Annotated in this window: 21 protein-coding genes, 7 tRNA genes and 4 riboswitches; of the genes, 2 read left to right on the top strand and 26 right to left on the bottom strand. The window is 37.2% G+C overall.

Going from position 1 to position 18,762, the window contains the following annotated elements:
• Window positions 1-53: 53 nt before the first annotated feature.
• The 17 genes from kdpC to tenA form a co-directional block, all read right to left on the bottom strand.
• Window positions 54-635 carry a K(+)-transporting ATPase subunit C gene (gene kdpC / locus FOT98_RS01345; RefSeq protein WP_063263452.1) on the bottom strand — a complete coding sequence of 194 codons (582 nt, stop codon included), beginning with the start codon at window positions 633-635 and terminating at the stop codon, window positions 54-56.
• A 16-nt stretch (window positions 636-651) separates the two neighbouring features.
• Window positions 652-2,742, bottom strand: a complete 2,091-nt coding sequence (kdpB, locus tag FOT98_RS01340; RefSeq protein ID WP_063263451.1) for a potassium-transporting ATPase subunit KdpB — start codon at window positions 2,740-2,742, stop codon at window positions 652-654.
• A gap of 13 nt (window positions 2,743-2,755) precedes the next feature.
• Window positions 2,756-4,423: a potassium-transporting ATPase subunit KdpA gene (gene kdpA, locus FOT98_RS01335; protein WP_061679171.1), complete on the bottom strand. Its 1,668-nt coding sequence runs from the start codon at window positions 4,421-4,423 to the stop codon at window positions 2,756-2,758.
• A 19-nt stretch (window positions 4,424-4,442) separates the two neighbouring features.
• Window positions 4,443-4,523, bottom strand: coding sequence for a K(+)-transporting ATPase subunit F (kdpF, locus tag FOT98_RS01330; protein WP_061679172.1), 81 nt, complete (start codon window positions 4,521-4,523; stop codon window positions 4,443-4,445).
• The gene (locus FOT98_RS01325) at window positions 4,520-4,624 is read right to left on the bottom strand and encodes a SipW-dependent-type signal peptide-containing protein (protein WP_000887889.1); all 105 of its coding nucleotides are present in this window, start codon (window positions 4,622-4,624) and stop codon (window positions 4,520-4,522) included. Before FOT98_RS01325 ends, kdpF begins: the two co-directional genes overlap by 4 nt.
• A 94-nt stretch (window positions 4,625-4,718) precedes the next feature.
• Window positions 4,719-4,864: riboswitch (cyclic di-AMP (ydaO/yuaA leader) on the bottom strand.
• A gap of 261 nt (window positions 4,865-5,125) precedes the next feature.
• Entirely contained in the window at window positions 5,126-5,356 is a 231-nt protein-coding gene (locus tag FOT98_RS01320) for a hypothetical protein (protein ID WP_000866315.1), read from the bottom strand.
• A gap of 16 nt (window positions 5,357-5,372) precedes the next feature.
• Entirely contained in the window at window positions 5,373-5,759 is a 387-nt protein-coding gene (locus FOT98_RS01315) for a hypothetical protein (protein WP_061679173.1), read from the bottom strand.
• Between the two features lie 93 nt (window positions 5,760-5,852).
• Window positions 5,853-6,000, bottom strand: a riboswitch (cyclic di-AMP (ydaO/yuaA leader).
• A gap of 85 nt (window positions 6,001-6,085) precedes the next feature.
• Window positions 6,086-6,907, bottom strand: a complete 822-nt coding sequence (gene thiD / locus FOT98_RS01310; protein ID WP_140384229.1) for a bifunctional hydroxymethylpyrimidine kinase/phosphomethylpyrimidine kinase — start codon at window positions 6,905-6,907, stop codon at window positions 6,086-6,088.
• Window positions 6,908-6,913: 6 nt separating this feature from the next.
• The gene (locus FOT98_RS01305; protein WP_063263449.1) at window positions 6,914-7,933 is read right to left on the bottom strand and encodes a thiazole biosynthesis adenylyltransferase ThiF; all 1,020 of its coding nucleotides are present in this window, start codon (window positions 7,931-7,933) and stop codon (window positions 6,914-6,916) included.
• The gene (gene thiG, locus FOT98_RS01300) at window positions 7,926-8,696 is read right to left on the bottom strand and encodes a thiazole synthase (protein ID WP_063263448.1); all 771 of its coding nucleotides are present in this window, start codon (window positions 8,694-8,696) and stop codon (window positions 7,926-7,928) included. The genes FOT98_RS01305 and thiG overlap by 8 nt, the downstream gene beginning before the upstream one ends.
• Window positions 8,697-8,698: 2 nt before the next feature.
• Window positions 8,699-8,902, bottom strand: a complete 204-nt coding sequence (gene thiS / locus FOT98_RS01295) for a sulfur carrier protein ThiS (protein WP_001049508.1) — start codon at window positions 8,900-8,902, stop codon at window positions 8,699-8,701.
• A 15-nt stretch (window positions 8,903-8,917) separates the two neighbouring features.
• Window positions 8,918-10,027 carry a glycine oxidase ThiO gene (gene thiO, locus FOT98_RS01290; protein WP_063263447.1) on the bottom strand — a complete coding sequence of 370 codons (1,110 nt, stop codon included), beginning with the start codon at window positions 10,025-10,027 and terminating at the stop codon, window positions 8,918-8,920.
• Window positions 10,020-10,640, bottom strand: coding sequence for a thiazole tautomerase TenI (gene tenI / locus FOT98_RS01285; RefSeq protein WP_063263446.1), 621 nt, complete (start codon window positions 10,638-10,640; stop codon window positions 10,020-10,022). Before tenI ends, thiO begins: the two co-directional genes overlap by 8 nt.
• A gap of 10 nt (window positions 10,641-10,650) precedes the next feature.
• Window positions 10,651-11,652, bottom strand: a complete 1,002-nt coding sequence (locus FOT98_RS01280; RefSeq protein WP_063263445.1) for an ABC transporter substrate-binding protein — start codon at window positions 11,650-11,652, stop codon at window positions 10,651-10,653.
• A complete protein-coding gene (locus tag FOT98_RS01275) occupies window positions 11,649-12,401 on the bottom strand; it encodes an ABC transporter permease (RefSeq protein ID WP_061679186.1) in 753 nt (250 codons plus the stop codon). Before FOT98_RS01275 ends, FOT98_RS01280 begins: the two co-directional genes overlap by 4 nt.
• Window positions 12,401-13,150 (bottom strand): ABC transporter ATP-binding protein, encoded by a 750-nt coding sequence (locus tag FOT98_RS01270; protein ID WP_001256807.1) that lies wholly within the window; start codon window positions 13,148-13,150, stop codon window positions 12,401-12,403. The genes FOT98_RS01275 and FOT98_RS01270 overlap by 1 nt, the downstream gene beginning before the upstream one ends.
• A complete protein-coding gene (gene tenA, locus FOT98_RS01265) occupies window positions 13,119-13,814 on the bottom strand; it encodes a thiaminase II (RefSeq protein ID WP_000666826.1) in 696 nt (231 codons plus the stop codon). The genes FOT98_RS01270 and tenA overlap by 32 nt, the downstream gene beginning before the upstream one ends.
• 82 nt (window positions 13,815-13,896) lie before the next feature.
• Window positions 13,897-14,000: riboswitch (TPP riboswitch) on the bottom strand.
• Window positions 14,001-14,060: 60 nt separating this feature from the next.
• A riboswitch (TPP riboswitch) is annotated at window positions 14,061-14,172 on the bottom strand.
• A gap of 269 nt (window positions 14,173-14,441) precedes the next feature.
• Between tenA and FOT98_RS01260 the strand changes: the two genes are divergently transcribed.
• Window positions 14,442-15,602, top strand: coding sequence for an SH3 domain-containing protein (locus tag FOT98_RS01260; RefSeq protein WP_063263444.1), 1,161 nt, complete (start codon window positions 14,442-14,444; stop codon window positions 15,600-15,602).
• A gap of 5 nt (window positions 15,603-15,607) precedes the next feature.
• Window positions 15,608-15,946 (top strand): hypothetical protein, encoded by a 339-nt coding sequence (locus FOT98_RS01255; protein WP_063263443.1) that lies wholly within the window; start codon window positions 15,608-15,610, stop codon window positions 15,944-15,946.
• Between the two features lie 241 nt (window positions 15,947-16,187).
• Here the strand turns inward: FOT98_RS01255 and FOT98_RS01250 are convergent, their stop codons facing one another.
• The 9 genes from FOT98_RS01250 to FOT98_RS01210 all read right to left on the bottom strand — a co-directional run bounded on the left by FOT98_RS01250 (window position 16,188) and on the right by FOT98_RS01210 (window position 18,743).
• Window positions 16,188-17,339: a DUF3965 domain-containing protein gene (locus FOT98_RS01250; protein WP_063263442.1), complete on the bottom strand. Its 1,152-nt coding sequence runs from the start codon at window positions 17,337-17,339 to the stop codon at window positions 16,188-16,190.
• A gap of 293 nt (window positions 17,340-17,632) precedes the next feature.
• On the bottom strand, window positions 17,633-18,052 hold the full coding sequence (locus FOT98_RS01245) for a CBS domain-containing protein (protein ID WP_063263441.1): 420 nt from the start codon (window positions 18,050-18,052) through the stop codon (window positions 17,633-17,635).
• Window positions 18,053-18,182: 130 nt separating this feature from the next.
• A tRNA-Glu gene (locus tag FOT98_RS01240) sits at window positions 18,183-18,254 on the bottom strand.
• Window position 18,255: 1 nt separating this feature from the next.
• Window positions 18,256-18,330, bottom strand: a tRNA-Asn gene (locus FOT98_RS01235).
• An 8-nt stretch (window positions 18,331-18,338) separates the two neighbouring features.
• Window positions 18,339-18,415, bottom strand: a tRNA-Ile gene (locus tag FOT98_RS01230).
• A 9-nt stretch (window positions 18,416-18,424) separates the two neighbouring features.
• A tRNA-Trp gene (locus tag FOT98_RS01225) sits at window positions 18,425-18,495 on the bottom strand.
• A gap of 6 nt (window positions 18,496-18,501) precedes the next feature.
• Window positions 18,502-18,574 (bottom strand) — tRNA-Thr (locus tag FOT98_RS01220).
• Between the two features lie 9 nt (window positions 18,575-18,583).
• Window positions 18,584-18,659, bottom strand: a tRNA-Phe gene (locus FOT98_RS01215).
• A gap of 8 nt (window positions 18,660-18,667) precedes the next feature.
• Window positions 18,668-18,743 (bottom strand) — tRNA-Asp (locus FOT98_RS01210).
• Window positions 18,744-18,762 lie beyond the last annotated feature (19 nt).

Here is an 18,762-nt window from a genome sequence, read left to right as displayed (position 1 = left end):
CTTTCTTTCGAAACAACGCTACCTCAATCCATTAGATTGAGGTAGCACTGTTACTATTTCAATAGTTTCTGTAATTCCAAATTTAACTTTAAAACGTTCACGCGATCTTCTCCAAATAAACCAAGTGCTGCACCTTCTGTTTGATCTTTAATCAACTGATTTAACGTTTCTTTCGGAATATTCGTTAATTTAGAGATACGATCCACCTGTACAGAGGCTGCCTGTGGACTAATGTCAGGATCTAGCCCTGAACCTGAATTCGTCACTAAATCGATCGGCACTTCTGTAACTGGAACAGCCCCGTTTTGTTTCTTCCACTCCTCAATACTTTTCTCTACTCGTTTCGCTAAATCTGGATTAGACGGTGCATAGTTATTAGAGCCTGATGCTTCTGCTTTATATTCAATACTAGAAACACGCCCCTGAAAATAACGTGGATCTGTGAAATTTTGACCGATTAATTTAGAACCAATTACTTCATTTTTATCATTATATATTAGACTTCCATCCGCATTATCCTTCATCACTGCTTGTGCAATACCAGTAACAACAAGCGGGTATACAAGGCCGCACAACACTAAAAATGTAAAAGTAATACGGATGATTGGTGATAGTATACTTTGTTTCTTCGCCATCTTTTTCCCCTCTTCCTTATATAAACAAGCCGACAATTATATCAATTACTTTAATTCCAATGAATGGTACAATCACTCCGCCAAGCCCATAAATAAGTAGGTTTCGTCCCAGTAGTGCATTCGAACTCATCGGTTTATATGCGATACCTTTCATCGCCAATGGAATAAGTAACGGAATAATAACAGCGTTAAATATTAATGCTGATAAAATCGCTGACAGCGGTGATGTTAATTTCATAATATTTAATGCTTCCATTTGCGGAATCGCAAGTGTAAACATCGCTGGAATGATGGCGAAATATTTCGCGATATCATTCGCAATACTAAACGTCGTTAACGCACCACGCGTCATTAACAATTGCTTACCGATTCCTACAACCTCAATAATTTTTGTCGGGTTCGAATCTAAATCAATCATATTCGCTGCTTCTTTCGCAGCTGTCGTCCCACTATTCATCGCTAATCCAACGTCAGCCTGCGCTAGTGCCGGAGCATCATTTGTACCATCACCTGTCATCGCTACAAGTTTCCCTTTATCTTGCTCTGCTTTAATAACCGCAATTTTATCTTCTGGTTTACACTCAGCAACAAATTCATCTACCCCTGCTTCTTTTGCAATGGTTGCTGCTGTCAATGGGTTATCACCCGTACACATAACCGTTTTAATCCCCATTTGACGCAATTGTTCAAAACGCTCACGCATACCTGGCTTTACTGTATCCTTTAAATAAATTAAACCGTAAATACGATTATCCACAGCAACGACAAGGGGTGTTCCGCCCTCTTTGGAAATGGAATCTGCTTTTTGATTTACATCTTTCGGAATCGTTCCGCCTTGTGACCTAACCCATTCAATCACGCTACCTACAGCACCTTTTCTCACTTTCGTTCCGTCCTGTAAATCGACACCACTCATTCTCGTTTCTGCTTTAAATGGAACAAATTCACCTTGTTCTGCAAGTGCTCTATCATATGATAGAGCTTTCGTTTTTACATATTCGATAACAGATCGACCTTCTGGTGTTTCATCTAAAACAGAACTAATCGCAGCCCATTTTCCTACTTGCTCAATCGTTTCATTACCTACAGGAAGCAGTGTATGTGCCATCCGGTTCCCGAAAGTAATCGTACCTGTTTTATCTAAAATAATTGTATTAATATCACCCGCAGCTTCTACCGCTTTCCCTGACATTGCTAATACATTGAACTTTGTCACTCGGTCCATCCCAGCAATACCAATCGCTGATAATAACCCACCAATTGTCGTTGGAATTAAACAAACTAACAACGCAACAAGTACAGCTGTATCAATTTGAAATCCTAAATAGTTTGTAAAAATCGGTAACGTCACAACAACGATTAAGAAAATAAGAGTTAAACTCGTTAATACTGTATTTAAAGCAATCTCATTCGGCGTTTTTTGACGAGCAGCCCCTTCTACTAACGAAATCATTTTATCGATAAATGATTCACCTGGATTACTCGTAATGACAATCGTAATTTCATCACTGACGACCATCGTACCACCTGTTACGGAACAAAAATCACCGCCCGCTTCTTTTATAACAGGAGCGGATTCCCCTGTAATCGCAGATTCATCAACAGACGCTAATCCTTTTATGACTTCCCCATCACTTGGAATCATTTCTCCTTGTTGTACAATAACAACGTCACCTTTTCTCAGATCAGTTGCTGAAACTTGAACAATATCTCCATTTTCTTTTACAACATTTGCAAACACATCTTTCTTCGATTGTTTTAAAGAATCGGCTTGCGCTTTCCCCCGTCCTTCCGCTAACGCCTCTGCAAAGTTAGCAAATAAAACTGTAAATAAGAGAATGAGAGAAACTGTTATATTAAACCATCCTGGTACACTACTAGAATGACTTGGAAGAAAAGATAAAATGAACGTAATGATAAATCCAATTTCTACAACGAACATAATAGGATTCTTTATCATGACTTTCGGATTCAATTTCGCAAAGGATTGCTTCATCGCGTGTTTCATGATATCACGATCCATCGTTTTCGCTTGTCTAACTTCATCTTCTACAGCATGTATTTGTGACTCATTTACTCTTTTTTCTTTTACTACTACCGGTCTCATCATTTACCCTCCATTACTTCAATGTAAGAAATTCTGCAATTGGGCCAAGTACTAACATCGGGAAGAATGTTAATGCACCGACAATTACAATTGTTCCGATGAAAATGCCACCAAATAAACTATTATCCGTACGGAACGTTCCGACTGTTTCTGGTACAACCGTCTTTTCTTTCAATGAAGCTGCAACAGCTAGCATCGTAATTAAACTGAAATAACGGCCTAAAAACATAACTAAACCAGTTGTAATATTCCAAAACGGTGTATTATCCGCTAATCCTTCAAATCCAGATCCATTATTCGCAGCTGACGATGTATATTCATATACCACTTGCGTCAAACCGTGGAAACCGGAATGAGAAATAGCATCCGTTCCTAAACTTGTTGAAAGAGCTAATGCTGAAAATCCTAAAATAAGCAGTGGATGAAATAGTATTGTTACCGCAATTAATTTCATTTCCTTCCCTTCAATTTTCTTACCTAAAAACTCTGGCGTCCGTCCAACCATCAATCCAGATATAAAGACTGCGATAATCGCATACATAATAATGTTCACAAAGCCTGCTCCAACGCCGCCGTATACTGTATTTAACATCATATTTACGAGTGGTACTAATCCGCCAATTGGTGTTAACGTATCATGCATCGTATTAACAGCACCTGTTTCGGCAGCTGTCGTTACTGTTGCGTATAGCGAAGAAAATACTGTTCCAAATCGTACTTCTTTTCCTTCCGTACTTCCCTGCACATGCTGAATACCCATTTGATTCAATACTGGGTTTCCATGCAATTCAGATGTCGTAATCGTTATAAATCCTAGTAAGAAAACCATGAACAATGATACGAAAAGGATACGTCCTTGCTTTTTATTACCTACCATTCGTCCGTACGTAAATGGAAGTGCCGTTGGCAATAACATCATAAGCATCATTTGTAAGATATTGCTCATTTGTCCTGGATTCTCGAATGGGTGCGTAGAGTTCGCTCCGAAAAATCCACCGCCGTTATTTCCAAGTTCTTTAATGGACACGAATGATGCAACAGGTCCACGTAATATACTTTGCTTTGCCCCATCAATCGTTTGTGCCGTAACCGCCCCATCTAACGTTTGTGGTACACCAAGTGCGACAAAGACTAGTGCCGCAATAAATGCGATAGGAAGAAATACTCTCGTTAAAGCTCTCGTAAAATCAACGAAAAAGTTACCGAGCTCTTTTCCAGCAAGCCCTCTTATAAACGCCATTACAAGTGCTAACGTCGTTGCCGGTGCTGCAAACATTAAAAATGTAATTCCAATTAATTGTGATAAATAAGATAAACCATTTTCACCGCTATAATGCTGTAAGTTTGTATCTGCCATAAAACTAATTGCTGTATTAAAAGCGAGCGTAGGCTCCATTCCTTCAATGTGTGCTGGATTTAATGGCAATACTCCTTGTAGCCTGAAAATGAAATATACGACAACAATCATAAATCCATTTAATAAAACTAATGACAACGCGTACTGTTTCCACGTTTGATTGTATTCTTTTACACCCGTAATTTTAAAAATAAGTTTTTCAAAAGGTCCGAATACTTTATCTAGCTTTTTACTCCCTTGAAAAGCTTTCTCTAAATAAATTCCCGTTGGCTTTGCCACAAGAATAAACAACAGCATTGTAATAACAACTGCGACCCAGATCATAATGAATGACTCCCCCTAATTAAAACTTTTCCGGATTTAATAATGCATACACTAAGTACACCGTAATTGCTGTAACAATAACCGATAAGGCAATCGTCATGATTGCTTCCCTTCTTTCACAACTTTATCTGACCAACTCGCAAGACTTGCCATCGATGCGACTAACACAACAAAGATCCCGATCATCACAACATCTAACATAGCTATCCCTCTCTTTTGTAAAAATTTACCATTAACTAATCAAAAAAAGAACACTAAGCTCTACTTAGTGTTCGAAATGAACAACACAAAGTAAACCTCCTCTCTAAACGCTTACGAGGTTAGCTGTCGGATTCGGGCCTAAAGAGTAGCCCTACTTTCAAAACTGAAAGATTCACCCCAAGTGACGATGCACAAAATTGGTTCCCCCGCTCCATTTCTGGAACTCAGCGATTTTAGGTTTTTTTGGAAATTTTATGAATGATTTATGAGAGTAAATATACTCCTCTATATTTGACTTGTAAAGAGTCAAATTACTGAAAATAAGAAAATATCCATCTATTTAAACGCTTACATTGAGTATTATTAATATTCTTTCATCTATTTTCTCGTCTTTTCTTTCTTTTTCACGGAAATAACCTTTTAAATACGAAATAAAAAGAGCGAATGACATGAAGTGCATAGCTTGTTGCACTTCGCATTCGCTCTTTTTTCACTCACTATTTATTCCCCTCGTAAAAAAGCACGTAAATTTCTCCCGCGAATATAAACTTGTGACAATTCTGCATGTAGTTGCTCATATTCGATAACATCTGTTTTTAAATATAAAGCGTCTTTTGATGGCAATATGATATAGGGCCTTGGAAAAATAGGATCGAGCACCACCAATTCTTGAACTCGCTCTACCGATACTGCCCAACGATTCGCTATATCTCCTAATAACAACACTTTCATCTTCTTTTCCCCCGCCCTATTCAAAAAATAAAAAAGAAATATTATCACAATTCGTAAACACGACAAATGTAGCTCCCATTATTTCATAGAGCCTCGCTGGATATCGTTTATTCCTTGTAACAACAGTAATAGGTGCTTGAAAAGAAAAGCGAATGTGTTCTGTGAAGAAGCTAACGATTGGAAGCTCATCACCTAGTAAAATCACCTTTTTAATACACTCACAAATACTAGTAAAATCCTGCTCCTTACTACAACTATACGTCCAATCAAATCCACAATCCCTAACTTCATCCGCTATTTCTTCATTTGCTGTAAAGATGATTAACTCATGTTGAAATGCTACTAAATCTCTTAAACTATTTACCTTGCTTTCTTCTCCAACACAAATAAGTGTTAGCTCCATGTACCTCATCCTCCTTAGCATAAAAGAACACAAACATAGATTGATATTCCCCTATACTAATCAGATCGATGAAGTGATGTATCCATCATGGCACCGCCCTCTCTCAAGACGCTTACGAAGTTAGCTGTCGGATTCGGACTTTGAGAGTAGCCCTACTTTCAAAATTGAAAGATTCACCCCTAGTGACACTGCACAAATTGGTTCCTCCGCTCCTTATATTTGGACTCAGCGTATTACAAAAAATATATTCTGGCTGATATATTACTCCTGTATTTGGAAAAAGTAAACAGAAAAAAAGCCAGTTAACAAACTGGCTTCTCATTTCTTTATACACGTGTATTATTCATCTTATATGCAAAATGATTCGTCGGTCCATGACCACTTCCAATATTCAATGGCTCTTCAATTGCTATACTAATAAATCGTTTTGCTTCTTGAACTGCCTCTTCAATGGAGTGGCCTTTCGCAAGTCCTGCAGTAACCGCTGAAGCAAATGTGCACCCGCTTCCGTGCGTTTGCTTTGAAGGAATTCGTTCACTTCTAAATTCGACAAATTGCTCACCATCAAAGAGTAAGTCAATTACTTCATTACCTTGATATTCTGCATGTCCACCCTTCATAAGCACGTATTTCGCACCTAATTCATGCAGTACTTTCGCAGCTTCCTTACTATCTTCAACATTATGAATCTCCATCCCAGTTAACACTTCTGCTTCAGGAACATTCGGTGTTACAACCGTTGCTACTGGTAATAAATATTCTTTTAATGCTTGTACTGCTTCTTGTTGTAATAATGATGCACCGCCCTTAGCAATCATAACAGGGTCTAGTACAATATTATTCCAGCCAAATTTATTAATATGTTCTGCTACAATTTGAATAATTTCGCTGCTAAATAACATTCCTAGTTTCACAGCATCTGGTGTTAAATCCGTACCAATTGAATTCAGCTGTTCCGTAATACCTTCTAACGGAACTGGATATACCCCTTGAACGCCAAGCGTGTTTTGAGCAGTAATTGCCGTAATAGCCGTCATCCCATACACACCAAGCTCTTGGAATGTTTTTAAATCTGCTTGAATGCCGGCACCGCCGCCACTATCAGATCCTGCAATTGTTAAAGCTTTATTTACTTTCATCCCACTCATCCTTTTCTACCCAAAATAGCGATGATAAATTGTCTTTGCTTCGCTTATATCTTTCGTTCCATGTACAAGTACACGACCATCTTTAAAAGCAACTAATCTCTTTTCTTCCACAGAAAATGATAATAAATATGGATTCACATTTAAATCATTCACACGATCATTCAGCAATTCTTTGTATCGTTCAAAATCCATTTCCTCTTTATGAGGTGGTCTAATTTGAACTGTATTTCTCCCGCATAACACTGCTGTTTTCGATGTATTTTCTTTATTTAAATACGGATATAATGCATTCTCTCCGCACGAAGGACAATTTTGTTTACGAAGCTTTTGCACATTCATACATGAATATTCATTCTTCCATACATCAAACGACACAAGTCCATCTCGAAGTGATTCGTAATCTTCCACTAACAATTTAAGAGCTTCCGTAACTTGATGAGAAACAACGAGAGATACAGCAGGTGATATAATCCCCGCTGTATCACATGTCGCTCCGCCAAGTGGAATCGATTGTAATAAACAAGATAAACATGGCGTTTTACTAGGAAGAATTGTATAAGAAAGGCCATAACTCCCTACACATGCTCCGTAAATCCATGGAATAGAATGTTTTTGTGCTATATCATTTACAATAAAACGTGTTTCAAAATTATCAGTCGCATCAATAATTACATGAACGTTTGTAACGAGTTCTTCTAATTCCTCAGCTGTTACATCTTGAACGAGAGCTTCTATTCTTACTTCACGATTGATCTCTTCTAGACGTTTTTTTGCCGCTACAGCCTTCGGAAGATTATTTTCTACATCACTCTCTGCATACAATTGCTGCCTTTGTAAATTACTCCAATCGACATAATCCCGGTCAACAATCGTTACTGTGCCAACACCAGCTCTTACAAACATCTCTGCATTTGCACTACCTAATGCACCTGCACCGATAATGAGTACATGCTTTTCTCTTATCTTTCGTTGCCCCTCTTCTCCAATTGGAGAGAATAATTCCTGGCGAGAATATCGATTATTCAACTACGCTCATTCCTTCTAAAGGACTACTTGCTGTTGCACAACGTTTACGTGCAATACGACCTGCTTCAAAGCCAATTCGCCCTGCCTCGATACCTAATTTCATTGCGTATGCCATCTTAATTGGATCTTTTGCTCCCGACACAGCCGTATTTAATAACACACCATCAGCTCCTAATTCCATCGCAAATGCCGCATCAGCTGGACTACCAATACCAGCGTCAACGATAACTGGTACTGTCGCTTGTTCAATAATGAAGCTTAAATTTAACGGATTCACAATACCAAGCCCTGAACCGATTGGTGATGCTCCTGGCATAATTGCATGCACACCTAGTTCTTGTAATTTACGTGCTAATACAACATCATCAGATGTATACGGAAGAACGATAAATCCTTCTTCTAGTAACATTTCAGATGCCTTTAACGTTTCTACTGGATCAGGTAATAACGTTCTATCATCACCAATAACTTCTACTTTGATCATGTCGCAAAGCCCCGAAGCTTTTGCTAACTTTGCAATACGAACCGCTTCTTCAGCATTTTTTGCTCCAGCTGTATTTGGTAACAACTTATATTTTTTCACATCCAGTTTCTCTAATAAATTTGGCTGCTTTGCATCAAATATATCCATACGACGTACTGCGAACGTTAAAACCTCCGCCTCAGATACGTCAATTGCCTTTTGCTGCACATCAAAATCAGGGAATTTTCCTGTTCCTAATAAAAGTCTAGAATGAAATGAAAATGGTCCAATGTTTAACATAATCAACCGCCTCCTACGAAAGTTACAATCTCAATTTGGTCTCCATCAAAAACAGATGTATCTGTATGATCATCTTTTTGTAAAATATCTTTATTACGCTCTACTACAACAATTCTGTTTTCTAACTCTAAATGTGTAAGTAGCTCTGCTACTGTTTTTACACTCTCTGGCACTTCAATTTGATTACCATTAATTTTCAAATTCAAACTTCCAGCCCCTTTCTAAAATGTTTTAGAAAGCAATGAATCTAGCAAGTGATTCTCCTGCTTTCCTTCTATTAAATCCGCCATATACTGACCAGAAACAGGACTTAATAAAATACCGTTTCGATAATGCCCAGTACAAGCATATAAACCTTTTATCTCTTCATGCTCTCCCATATAAGGAGCTTCGTGATTCGATTGTGGTCTTAACCCTGCCCATGTGCTTTCCCACTCTGCTTCTTTTAAAGCTGGTAATATCGTATACGCGCGCTCTAATATAGAAGTAATACTTTCCGGTTGCACAGTTTTATTAAACGTATGAGGCTTCATCGTTGCTCCAATTACGTAACGTCCACCGCGCTTTGGTGCAATGTAAAATCTTTCTTGGAAAATAGGAGCCTTTAAAAGTTGCTTTCTACTTCTTACCGCTACTACTTCTCCTTTAACTGGATATGTACCCCATTCGTGGTGAAAATGACGCAGTAACTTCGTACTCCATGAACCACCCGCAATAACAACTTTTTCACATGTGATACTACCTTCGCTCGTCACAATCCCAGTCACTTTATTATTTTCAATACAAATATCAAAAACTTCTGTCTGTTCATATATATCAGCACCCGAAAATGATGCAGAATGTGCGAATGCTTTCGTAAGCTCTGGTGCAATAACATGACCATCTTTCGGATAATATACAGCACCTATAATTGACTCAGAAAGAAATGGTTCTTTCTCTCGTAAACGATCTCCCGTTAGAAAATAAGAATCTTCACCCGTTTTCTGCTGCCAATTCATAATGTGAAGAATTCTTTCCTTCTCCTCTTCATTTTGAGCAATACGATAAATGCCTTTCTCTTCATACCCAATATCGATGCCTGTTTTTTCACGTAAAACTTCTGCAAGTTGTGGAAATATAGCACGGCTTTCTCTTGCAAGTTCAAATAGTGGGTCATATGCATCCCATTCTGCCTGAACCCCAAGTAAACCAGCGGCTGCTTTCGAGGCTTCAGATGCAATTCTTTGCTTCTCTATAATCGCCACTTTATGTCCTCTTTCTGCCAGAAAATGTGCAACTGAACTACCAATTACACCACCGCCAATTATCGCTACATCATACTTCTTACACATGTTTTTCCGCCCACTTTCTTATTGATTCCTTATAAGATTTCGCTTTGCTATACGGGTTACTACTACTTATAATTCCAGACATAACAGCAATACCACTGACGCCGTTAGTAAGAACATCCCTGGTGTTTTCTATGGTAATTCCGCCAATTGCTGTAATTGGTATGGATAAACACTTTGCAATGTCTGAAACCTCTTCAAGCCCTCTCGCTGGCACGCCTTTTTTACAATCTGTCGGAAATACATGACCATAGACGAGTGAATCCGCTCCATTCTTAAATGCATCGATCGCCTCTTCTAAAGAATGCACAGAATAACCGACATGCAAATAAGAAAACTTTTCTTTCACTGACCTTACATTTGCACTTCGATATCCTAGCTGTACACGCGGAATGTTTAATAAAATAGCAATATCAATTCGATCATTTATCACTATTTTTGATGCCGGAAAGCCTTTTTTCAAAAGGCTTTCCACACCTTCATACAATTCCTTCGTACTTTTCTCACGCTCACGAATATGCAAATAATCAATCTCACTTTCAATTTGCATCGCTGCACTCACCAACTCTTCGAATGACATGTGACCATTTGAGATTACATGAAGCTCATTTTTCATATTCATTCGCCTACTTTAAAATGTTTTCGAATAACTCATCGGCCGGAACGATTTCTTTCGTCATACCTTTATCCTTCAGCCATTTATTTTGTTTCTCCCATGATTCTTTTGAATCCGATAAGAATGGCTCATCTTTCGTTTCCATCTTCTCTAATAAAATTTTCATACTTTCTTTTTCAACTTCTGGTACAAGTGGGAAGTTTTCTTTTTCTTGATGATTTAATAAAATATTTAATGCTTCATCTGGATTTTTCTTCATGAAATCATAGCCTTTTTTCGTACCACGTAAGAATGCTTGCAACGCTTCTTTATCTTTTTTCAACGTTTTATCACCTGTTACAAATACAAGCTCATGGTAATTCGGTACACCGTAATCAGCTGGATTAAAGTATGCTGGTTCATGACCTTCATGACGCATAACAGGTACTTCATGGTTAATGTATGCCCCCGTTACCGCATCCACTTTTTTCGTAATTAATGCCGGTACTAAATCAAAGCCCACATCGACTACTTTCACTGTATCTGGATTACCACCAGCTTCTTTTACCATCGTTTTTAAATACATCTCACTTAAAGGTGTTCCAGAATATCCAACTGTTTTCCCCTCTAAATCTTTCGGCGATTGAATGCCTGCTGATTTCAGCGATACAACATGATTTAATGGTGAACGTACGACAGCTCCAATTGATTTCACTGGAATTTGTTCATTTGCTTTTGCCATGACAACATCAGGCTGATAATATAAGCCCACTGTTACTTTTCCTGCAGCTGCTAAAGTTAATGGGTCAGTCGGATTAGAAGGGAATTTAATATTCACCTTTACTCCTTCTTCTTTAAAGTATCCTTTTTCAATTGCCGCATAAATAAAGCTATGTACCGCATTTGGGTACCAATCAAGCATGACCGTTATTTCTTTTTCTTTTTTACTCTTATCTGATGCTGAATTACTAGAACATCCAGCAATCATTGCAACTAATAATGTAAACACAAAGATGCGTTTTAAAAATTTCATGAATGCTTCCTCCAACTAATGAATTTCTTTTCTAATACCGAAATAAGTATGACGAAGAAAATAGCTAATAATGATAACAATACAATGGGCGCAAATACACCTGCTCCGTCTAACTGCGTCATCATTCTTTTACTGAAATATCCAAGCCCAGCTTGTGCACCGAGCCATTCACCAATTGCTGCCCCAATTACACTAAGCGGAACTGCAATTTTTAAAGCTGAGAAGAAATAAGGAAGAGCAGACGGCAATTTTAATTTAAGAAAAACATCTTTTTTCGTCGCCCCGTACGTAACTAAAAGCTCTTCCCATTCTTTTTTCGTACTGCGTAGTCCATCATACGTATTGACCGCAATTGGGAAAAACGTAATTAAAACCGTAACAACAACCTTACTCCAGATCGTATATCCAAACCATAAAACGAAAAGTGGGGCAAGCGCTGTAATCGGAATCGTTTGTGAAGCAACTAATAATGGATAAAATGCTCTCTCCATCCAATTACTCGCATTCATTAACATCGCTAGCCCTACCCCAAGTACGATAGAAATAGCTATCCCTATTAAAACGACGTACAATGTTGCTGGCAAATGAACCGTGAATAATATATCTTTTAGTTTCCATATCTTCATTACAATTGCAGACGGTGACGGTAAAATGTACATTTCATCTACGATTCTTGCTCCTACTTCCCAGAAGGCAAGTAAAATGCTAGAAAGTGTAAAAGCAGGTAATAGCTCCTTCAACCGGTTCATCATACGAGTACCTGCCTTTGTAACATACTAAGAAGCTCATCTTTAAGCGCTAACACTTCCGGCTTATATAAATCTTTTCTTGTTCGATTACGATCAAGTGGTACAACCCTCTCGGTTAAAGTAGTTATCGGTTGCTGCTCTACTACTAAAATTCGATTAGAAAGAAACAACGCTTCTTCCACATCATGAGTGATAAATAAAATTGTTTTTTCCCACTCTTTCCATTGTTCAAACAGCCATTCTTGCAAAGATGCCTTCGTTAAAGCATCCAACGCGCTAAACGGTTCATCCAACAACAATATCTCCCCGCCTGTTAATAAAGTTCGAATGAAAGATACGCGTTGCCTCATACCTCCAGATAAATCTTTCGGATATTTTGTCTCATACCCTTGTAAGCCAAATTTATGTAACAGTTCCTTTGCCTTTATTTGCGCTTCTTTCTTCTGTACACCTTGGCACTCTAGCGGCAGAGCAGCATTCTCAATAATCGTTCTCCATGGCAGGAGCATGTCTTTTTGGGGCATATACCCTACAGGATGGCTCTTTGTTTCTGTCAGTTCTATCTGTCCAGTACTCGCTTCTTCTAAACCTGTAATAAGGCGAAATAAAGTACTTTTCCCGCATCCACTCGGTCCGATAATACTTACAAACTCTTTATCTTGTATAGAAGCATTTAATTCATTGATGATTGGTTTCTCATCATAATGAAAAGAAACATTATGAAACTGTAGTATGTTCTTGCTCCTCAAATCCCCACATCTCCTTACGATAGGACATATCCCAGAATAAATATTCAAATCGACTGGAATATAGGAAAATCTCCTCTAATCGATCTAGCTCTTTTTCAGACTTTCCAACTGCCATTTCATTTAATAAATCTATTAACCAAATACAAAGGTTACCGTATTCTTCAGAACTATATCCTTGAATCCACTCACCAAAGAACTCATGATCTCTTGCTCCAGGTATATCATTTAAACGCTTTCCAATTTCCCAATAGCTCCACATACATGGAAGAAGTGCTGCTATTAATTCCGCAAGTGTGCCATTTTGAGATACGGACATCATGTAATTTGTATAAGCTAAATTTTTAGCAGATGGTTTTGCTGACTCTATCTCCTCTATAGAAATTCCAAGTCTTTTTGCATACTGTTTATGGATTGTCATTTCTCCATTTAATATGCCATCAATTTGTTCAGCAAATTTCCCCATTACTTGTGGATTCGTTGCCTTTACAACACCAATCGCATACAGCTTTGCATAATCTAACAAATATAAATAATCTTGAATAATGTAATACTGAAACTTATCTTTTTCTAACGTGCCATCCCCCATACCTACTACAAACGGATGATTATGACTCATCTCCCAAACTGGTTGTACAGTTTCTAATAATCTATCGCAAAATTTCATTTCCCTATCCCCTTCCGGTATGTGTATGTAAATAAAAAACCACTTCTAAATAAGAAGTGGTTACAACAAATAAAATTATAATTTATTCGTTGCTCCACTTCCCTTCGCTAGTATTACCTAGATCAGGTGTTATAAGGGTTAAGGATTATTCCTCTCTCAGCACAACAAGCACCCCTAGTGGTTTCAATATGAAATTTTCAAACAAAAAAGCCCCGTTTCTATACGCAAAGAAACGGGGACTCATTATTAGTGTCCGAATTGCTTCCCTACGCTAGCATAATCTAGATCAGGTAATGAAAAGGATCAAAGGCTTACGGCCTACTCTCAGCTGGCAACACCAGCTCTCCTAGCAAACTATGAAATTAACACTGTCAGTATAACATCGTAATAAGACATCATCAACTGTTTTAATTTTCTCAATTGTCAACAAAATAATAAAACTATATAATACTTATATTCTATCTTAGAAATTATTATCCTAATTAATTGGATAAAAAGGAATCATTATCCTCAAAAAATTTATTTTTATATTGATTTCATATTACATTTATGTGAATACACCCACTATATTATATCTTTATACTATAATAAAATTACAACTATACAACTAGAGGAGGTCTCTATTATATGAATATGAAAGCTACTGCTTTAACAGCAACTACTGTCGCAATTGCCTCTTTACTTCCTTCTATGGGAGAAACAAACGTACAAACAGCCAACGCTGAACAATTGTCTAATGTGAAAACTGGATATGTCAAAGTCGATCAAGTATCCTTACATACAAAAGATAACGCAAATAGCTCTTCAATTGATACAATTCGCTTTAATACGAAAGTAAACATACTTGAAACAACTAATGGCTGGTATAAAGTATCTGTTAATAATAAAGTAGGTTACGTACAAAAAGATGCTATTCTACTAAAAAACAAACTTCAATCTAATAATCAATACATCGTTAATGCCAATGCATTAAACGTTCGTTCTGAACCTAATTTAGAATCTTCAATTTTAGATGTATTACCAAATGGGAAATTCGTTACCATTCAAGAAGAACAAGGCGAGTGGTATAAAATTTTACATAATGGCACAACAGGTTACGTACAAAAAGCGTTCGTGTCTAATGGTTCACATCCTTTAGTAAAAGGCATCACAGTTCAAAATAATACGAAATACACAGTTGCAACACCTAAACTTAATGTACGTAGCAACGCTAGTACAAGTAGTGCACTACTTGGTTCATTACAAAATGGTACACAAGTACAAGTAGTCGAAACTGTAGGAACTTGGTATAAAATTCGCTTTGGTACAGGATACGGATACGTGGCAAAACATTATGTAGTGCAAAATCAAACGCAATCACAGGCTCAAACGGCTCAACCTACTTCCATTCCAGCAGTTTTCAAATTCCCTACTCAAGGAAGAATTAGCTCAACCTTTGATATGCGCTGGGAACAAATGCATTATGGTATAGATATCGCAGCTCAAGGTACTGTCTCTATCCAAGCGGCAGCTGCAGGTAAAGTGGTGAAATCATATTATTCAGCTAGCTATGGCAATGTTGTGTTCATCGCCCATCAAATAAACGGGAAATTATATACAACAGTCTATGCTCACATGAACGATCGCACTGTACAAGCTGGTGATCAAGTTCAAGCTGGACAATTAGTAGGTCATATGGGAAACACAGGTCATTCATACGGGCAACATCTTCATTTTGAATTACACAATGGAGAATGGAATTTCGAAAAAACAAATGCAGTAAACCCACTGCCATATTTAGTTAGGTAAATTGTATGCCACGCAATATCAATATACCTCTCTTAATTGAATACTTAGCCTTTCTAGGTTTAATCTGTTGTTTAATCATTTACAATACAAACACTGTATTTTTATCTATTATCATTGCTTTTGTTGCTTTAGAAATTATGATGGAATCTTTTCAAGTACAATTTAAACAAAAAATTGCCCATATATATAATGCCATCTTTCTATTAAGTGCCCTAATAACAAATATTATTAGTAATGGTTTTTATTTATCTACCGTATTTCCTGTATTCTTTATGGCTATTTTATTATTCATAGCTAGGTACATTCATGTTCCTAAAAACAAAAAACACGAACAAGAAGCTTAGAAAGAGGAGACACTGTGTACCAATCTTTCAAAGATAATCCGATAAAATATATATCGAATTTATACACGAAAATAAATACTTTTTTTGGTATACAAGGAAGCAATACGGCACAATTTCTCCTTTATGGAATGTTATTTCTCGTCTTAATTGCGTTCTCCTTGCTTTACTAATAAAAAAAGGATCTCACATAAACTTGAGATCCTTTTTAATTTATATAAATTTTTTATATAGAAAATGCTCTTTATCCACAAGCATATTTTTCATAAATAAAGCTAAGATTATATTTCTTCTCTAAGCTCATTCTTTGTTCATCATCGCACCAATAGAACAGAATGTCATGAATCGTTGCATAACGCTTATTTTTAAGAAATAGTTTAAAGAATGATGGTAAACAATCATGTAATTGTATAAATATATAATTGCGTAATATTTCTTCTTTATATTCAATGCCCTTACAAATATACAGTAATTCTTCACAATAATATGCATGTTGTGGAACTTGAATCATTTCGAAAAATGGCACATATGATAATAACTTCCCAATAAAATGATCATATCGATCCATTATTCCTATCGTCATATGCTCCATCATTTCTTTCATTACATATAAATAATCATCTACATGAGTAGTCTTAAGTGGGTCTAATCGATCTGAAATTTGAGAAAGTACAGCTCTTTGACAAGCTAACACCGCTTGACTAGGTCCATAATATGATAGGAAGTCTGTACACTTACGATATTTTCGTAATAAGTCATGTGTATATAAGTCATACACGAAAGTATTACAATACATCGCTAGACTCATCATATCACTATTTAATTGCTCTTTTGATAGTAATTTAGCTCTCTTACACATATAAAAGAATGTAAATTCCAATACTTCTTTATGGGATAATAGATGCTTACAATCCGTTATACATTTCTCATTAAATTTAACTCTATCCCAAATTTCTACATCCCCATCAGTCAATTCACCAATACGATATTTAATAATTAAATAGTTTAAAGCGACCGCTTGCGTCAAAAGATCCCACGTTTCATATTCCAATGAAGTGTGAACAAACTCAGCTAGTCCTTGATTTACCATAAAAGTATTTGCTTCTTCATACCAACCAATCTCTTGGCATAAGCGAAGAATACGTACTAGAGTTGGAATTTCATCTTTATGAAACTGCGGTAAATTCTTTGCTTTATTCATTCCATATACGATAAATGCCGCTAAATTTTCTTCTTTATAAAATTCTTTTTCTTTCCACACTAATATAGTTCGTTCTTTCCCTTCACCTTTTGGGTGACAAGGTACAAGCAAAGAAAATAATTCAGCGAAATTATTTGGTTCTATATATGTATCTGTAACCAAATTCCAATTTGGATCGCGCTGTACAGCCCTCATATAATTCCCCTTCCCTTTTGTCTACATAGGAAATATTAATCCATTATTACATCATTAATAATAAATATTGTTATATTCGAAATCTTTCATAATACTTATATCTATCAGTATATCATTTTTTCTCTTATTTAAAATTAGGAATGACAAATTTAAAAAAACTGTCGAAATTACTAACTATATACTTATTATATAATGTCTCAGATACATCATGCTAACATATTAGTTTAATCCATATACTAGAATAATGCATCTGATTTTGATACGTAACTTATCCCACTAATAAAAGTCTCTCTTCACTCCGTGTGCTCCGAGATTTCACTTAGAGCAAATCCAGCTTGATCATCTGCCGATTCTTTTATGGCTAAATCACCTAGTGCTAGCATCCCAACAAGTTGACCACTCTCAACTACTGGTAATCGTCTAATTTGATACTGTGCCATTAACTCTGTAGCTTTTTCAATAGAATCATCTGGAGAAACTGAAACAATGTTTGTTGTCATTACATTTGTAATTTTATTAGATCCAGGATGTTTCTCAGCAATCCCACGAACAACTAAATCTCGGTCCGTAACAAGCCCAACAACTTGCTCATTTTCAACAACTGGAATCAATCCAATCGATTCTTCTTTCATCTTTACAGCAGCCTCATATACATTGTCTAACGTTGTACACTGTACAACATGAGTACTCATAAAGTCTCTCACTCGTGTCATTTTTGTCTCCTCCTTTTTATACATACCATAGCTTTTCCTAAATCCCTTTATTTATTTCAGGAAAATCAGCTGATAACGGAGGATTCTACAAAATAAAAAAGAGTCAGCATATTGCTGACTCTTTTTTTTATGACCCGTACGGGATTCGAACCCGTGTTACCGCCGTGAAAGGGCGGTGTCTTAACCACTTGACCAACGGGCCATGGCTCCGCAGGTAGGACTCGAACCTACGACCGATCGGTTAACAGCCGATAGCTCTACCACTGAGCTACTGCGGAATAATATATGGTGGGCCTAAATGGACTCGAACCATCGACCTCACGCTTATCAGGCGTGCGCTCTAACCAGCTGAGCTATAGGCCCATATACTTACAGGGGCAGTAGGAATCGAACCCACACTGGAGGTTTTGGAGACCTCAGTTCTACCTTTAAACTATGCCCCTAAAGGATGCCGACTAGAGGACTTGAACCCCCAACCTACTGATTACAAGTCAGTTGCTCTACCAATTGAGCTAAGTCGGCATAAAAAAATGGTGGCTCGGGACGGAATCGAACCGCCGACACGAGGATTTTCAGTCCTCTGCTCTACCGACTGAGCTACCGAGCCAACATAAATGGCGGTCCCGACCGGGGTCGAACCGGCGATCTCCTGCGTGACAGGCAGGCATGTTAACCACTACACCACGGGACCATTTGGTTGCGGGGACAGG

Source organism: Bacillus sp. HY001 (assembly GCF_007558965.1).
In the GTDB taxonomy this organism is placed as follows: domain Bacteria; phylum Bacillota; class Bacilli; order Bacillales; family Bacillaceae_G; genus Bacillus_A; species Bacillus_A mobilis.
Note: the sequence above shows the minus strand (reverse complement) of the source record. Positions and strands in the feature narration are given on the sequence as shown.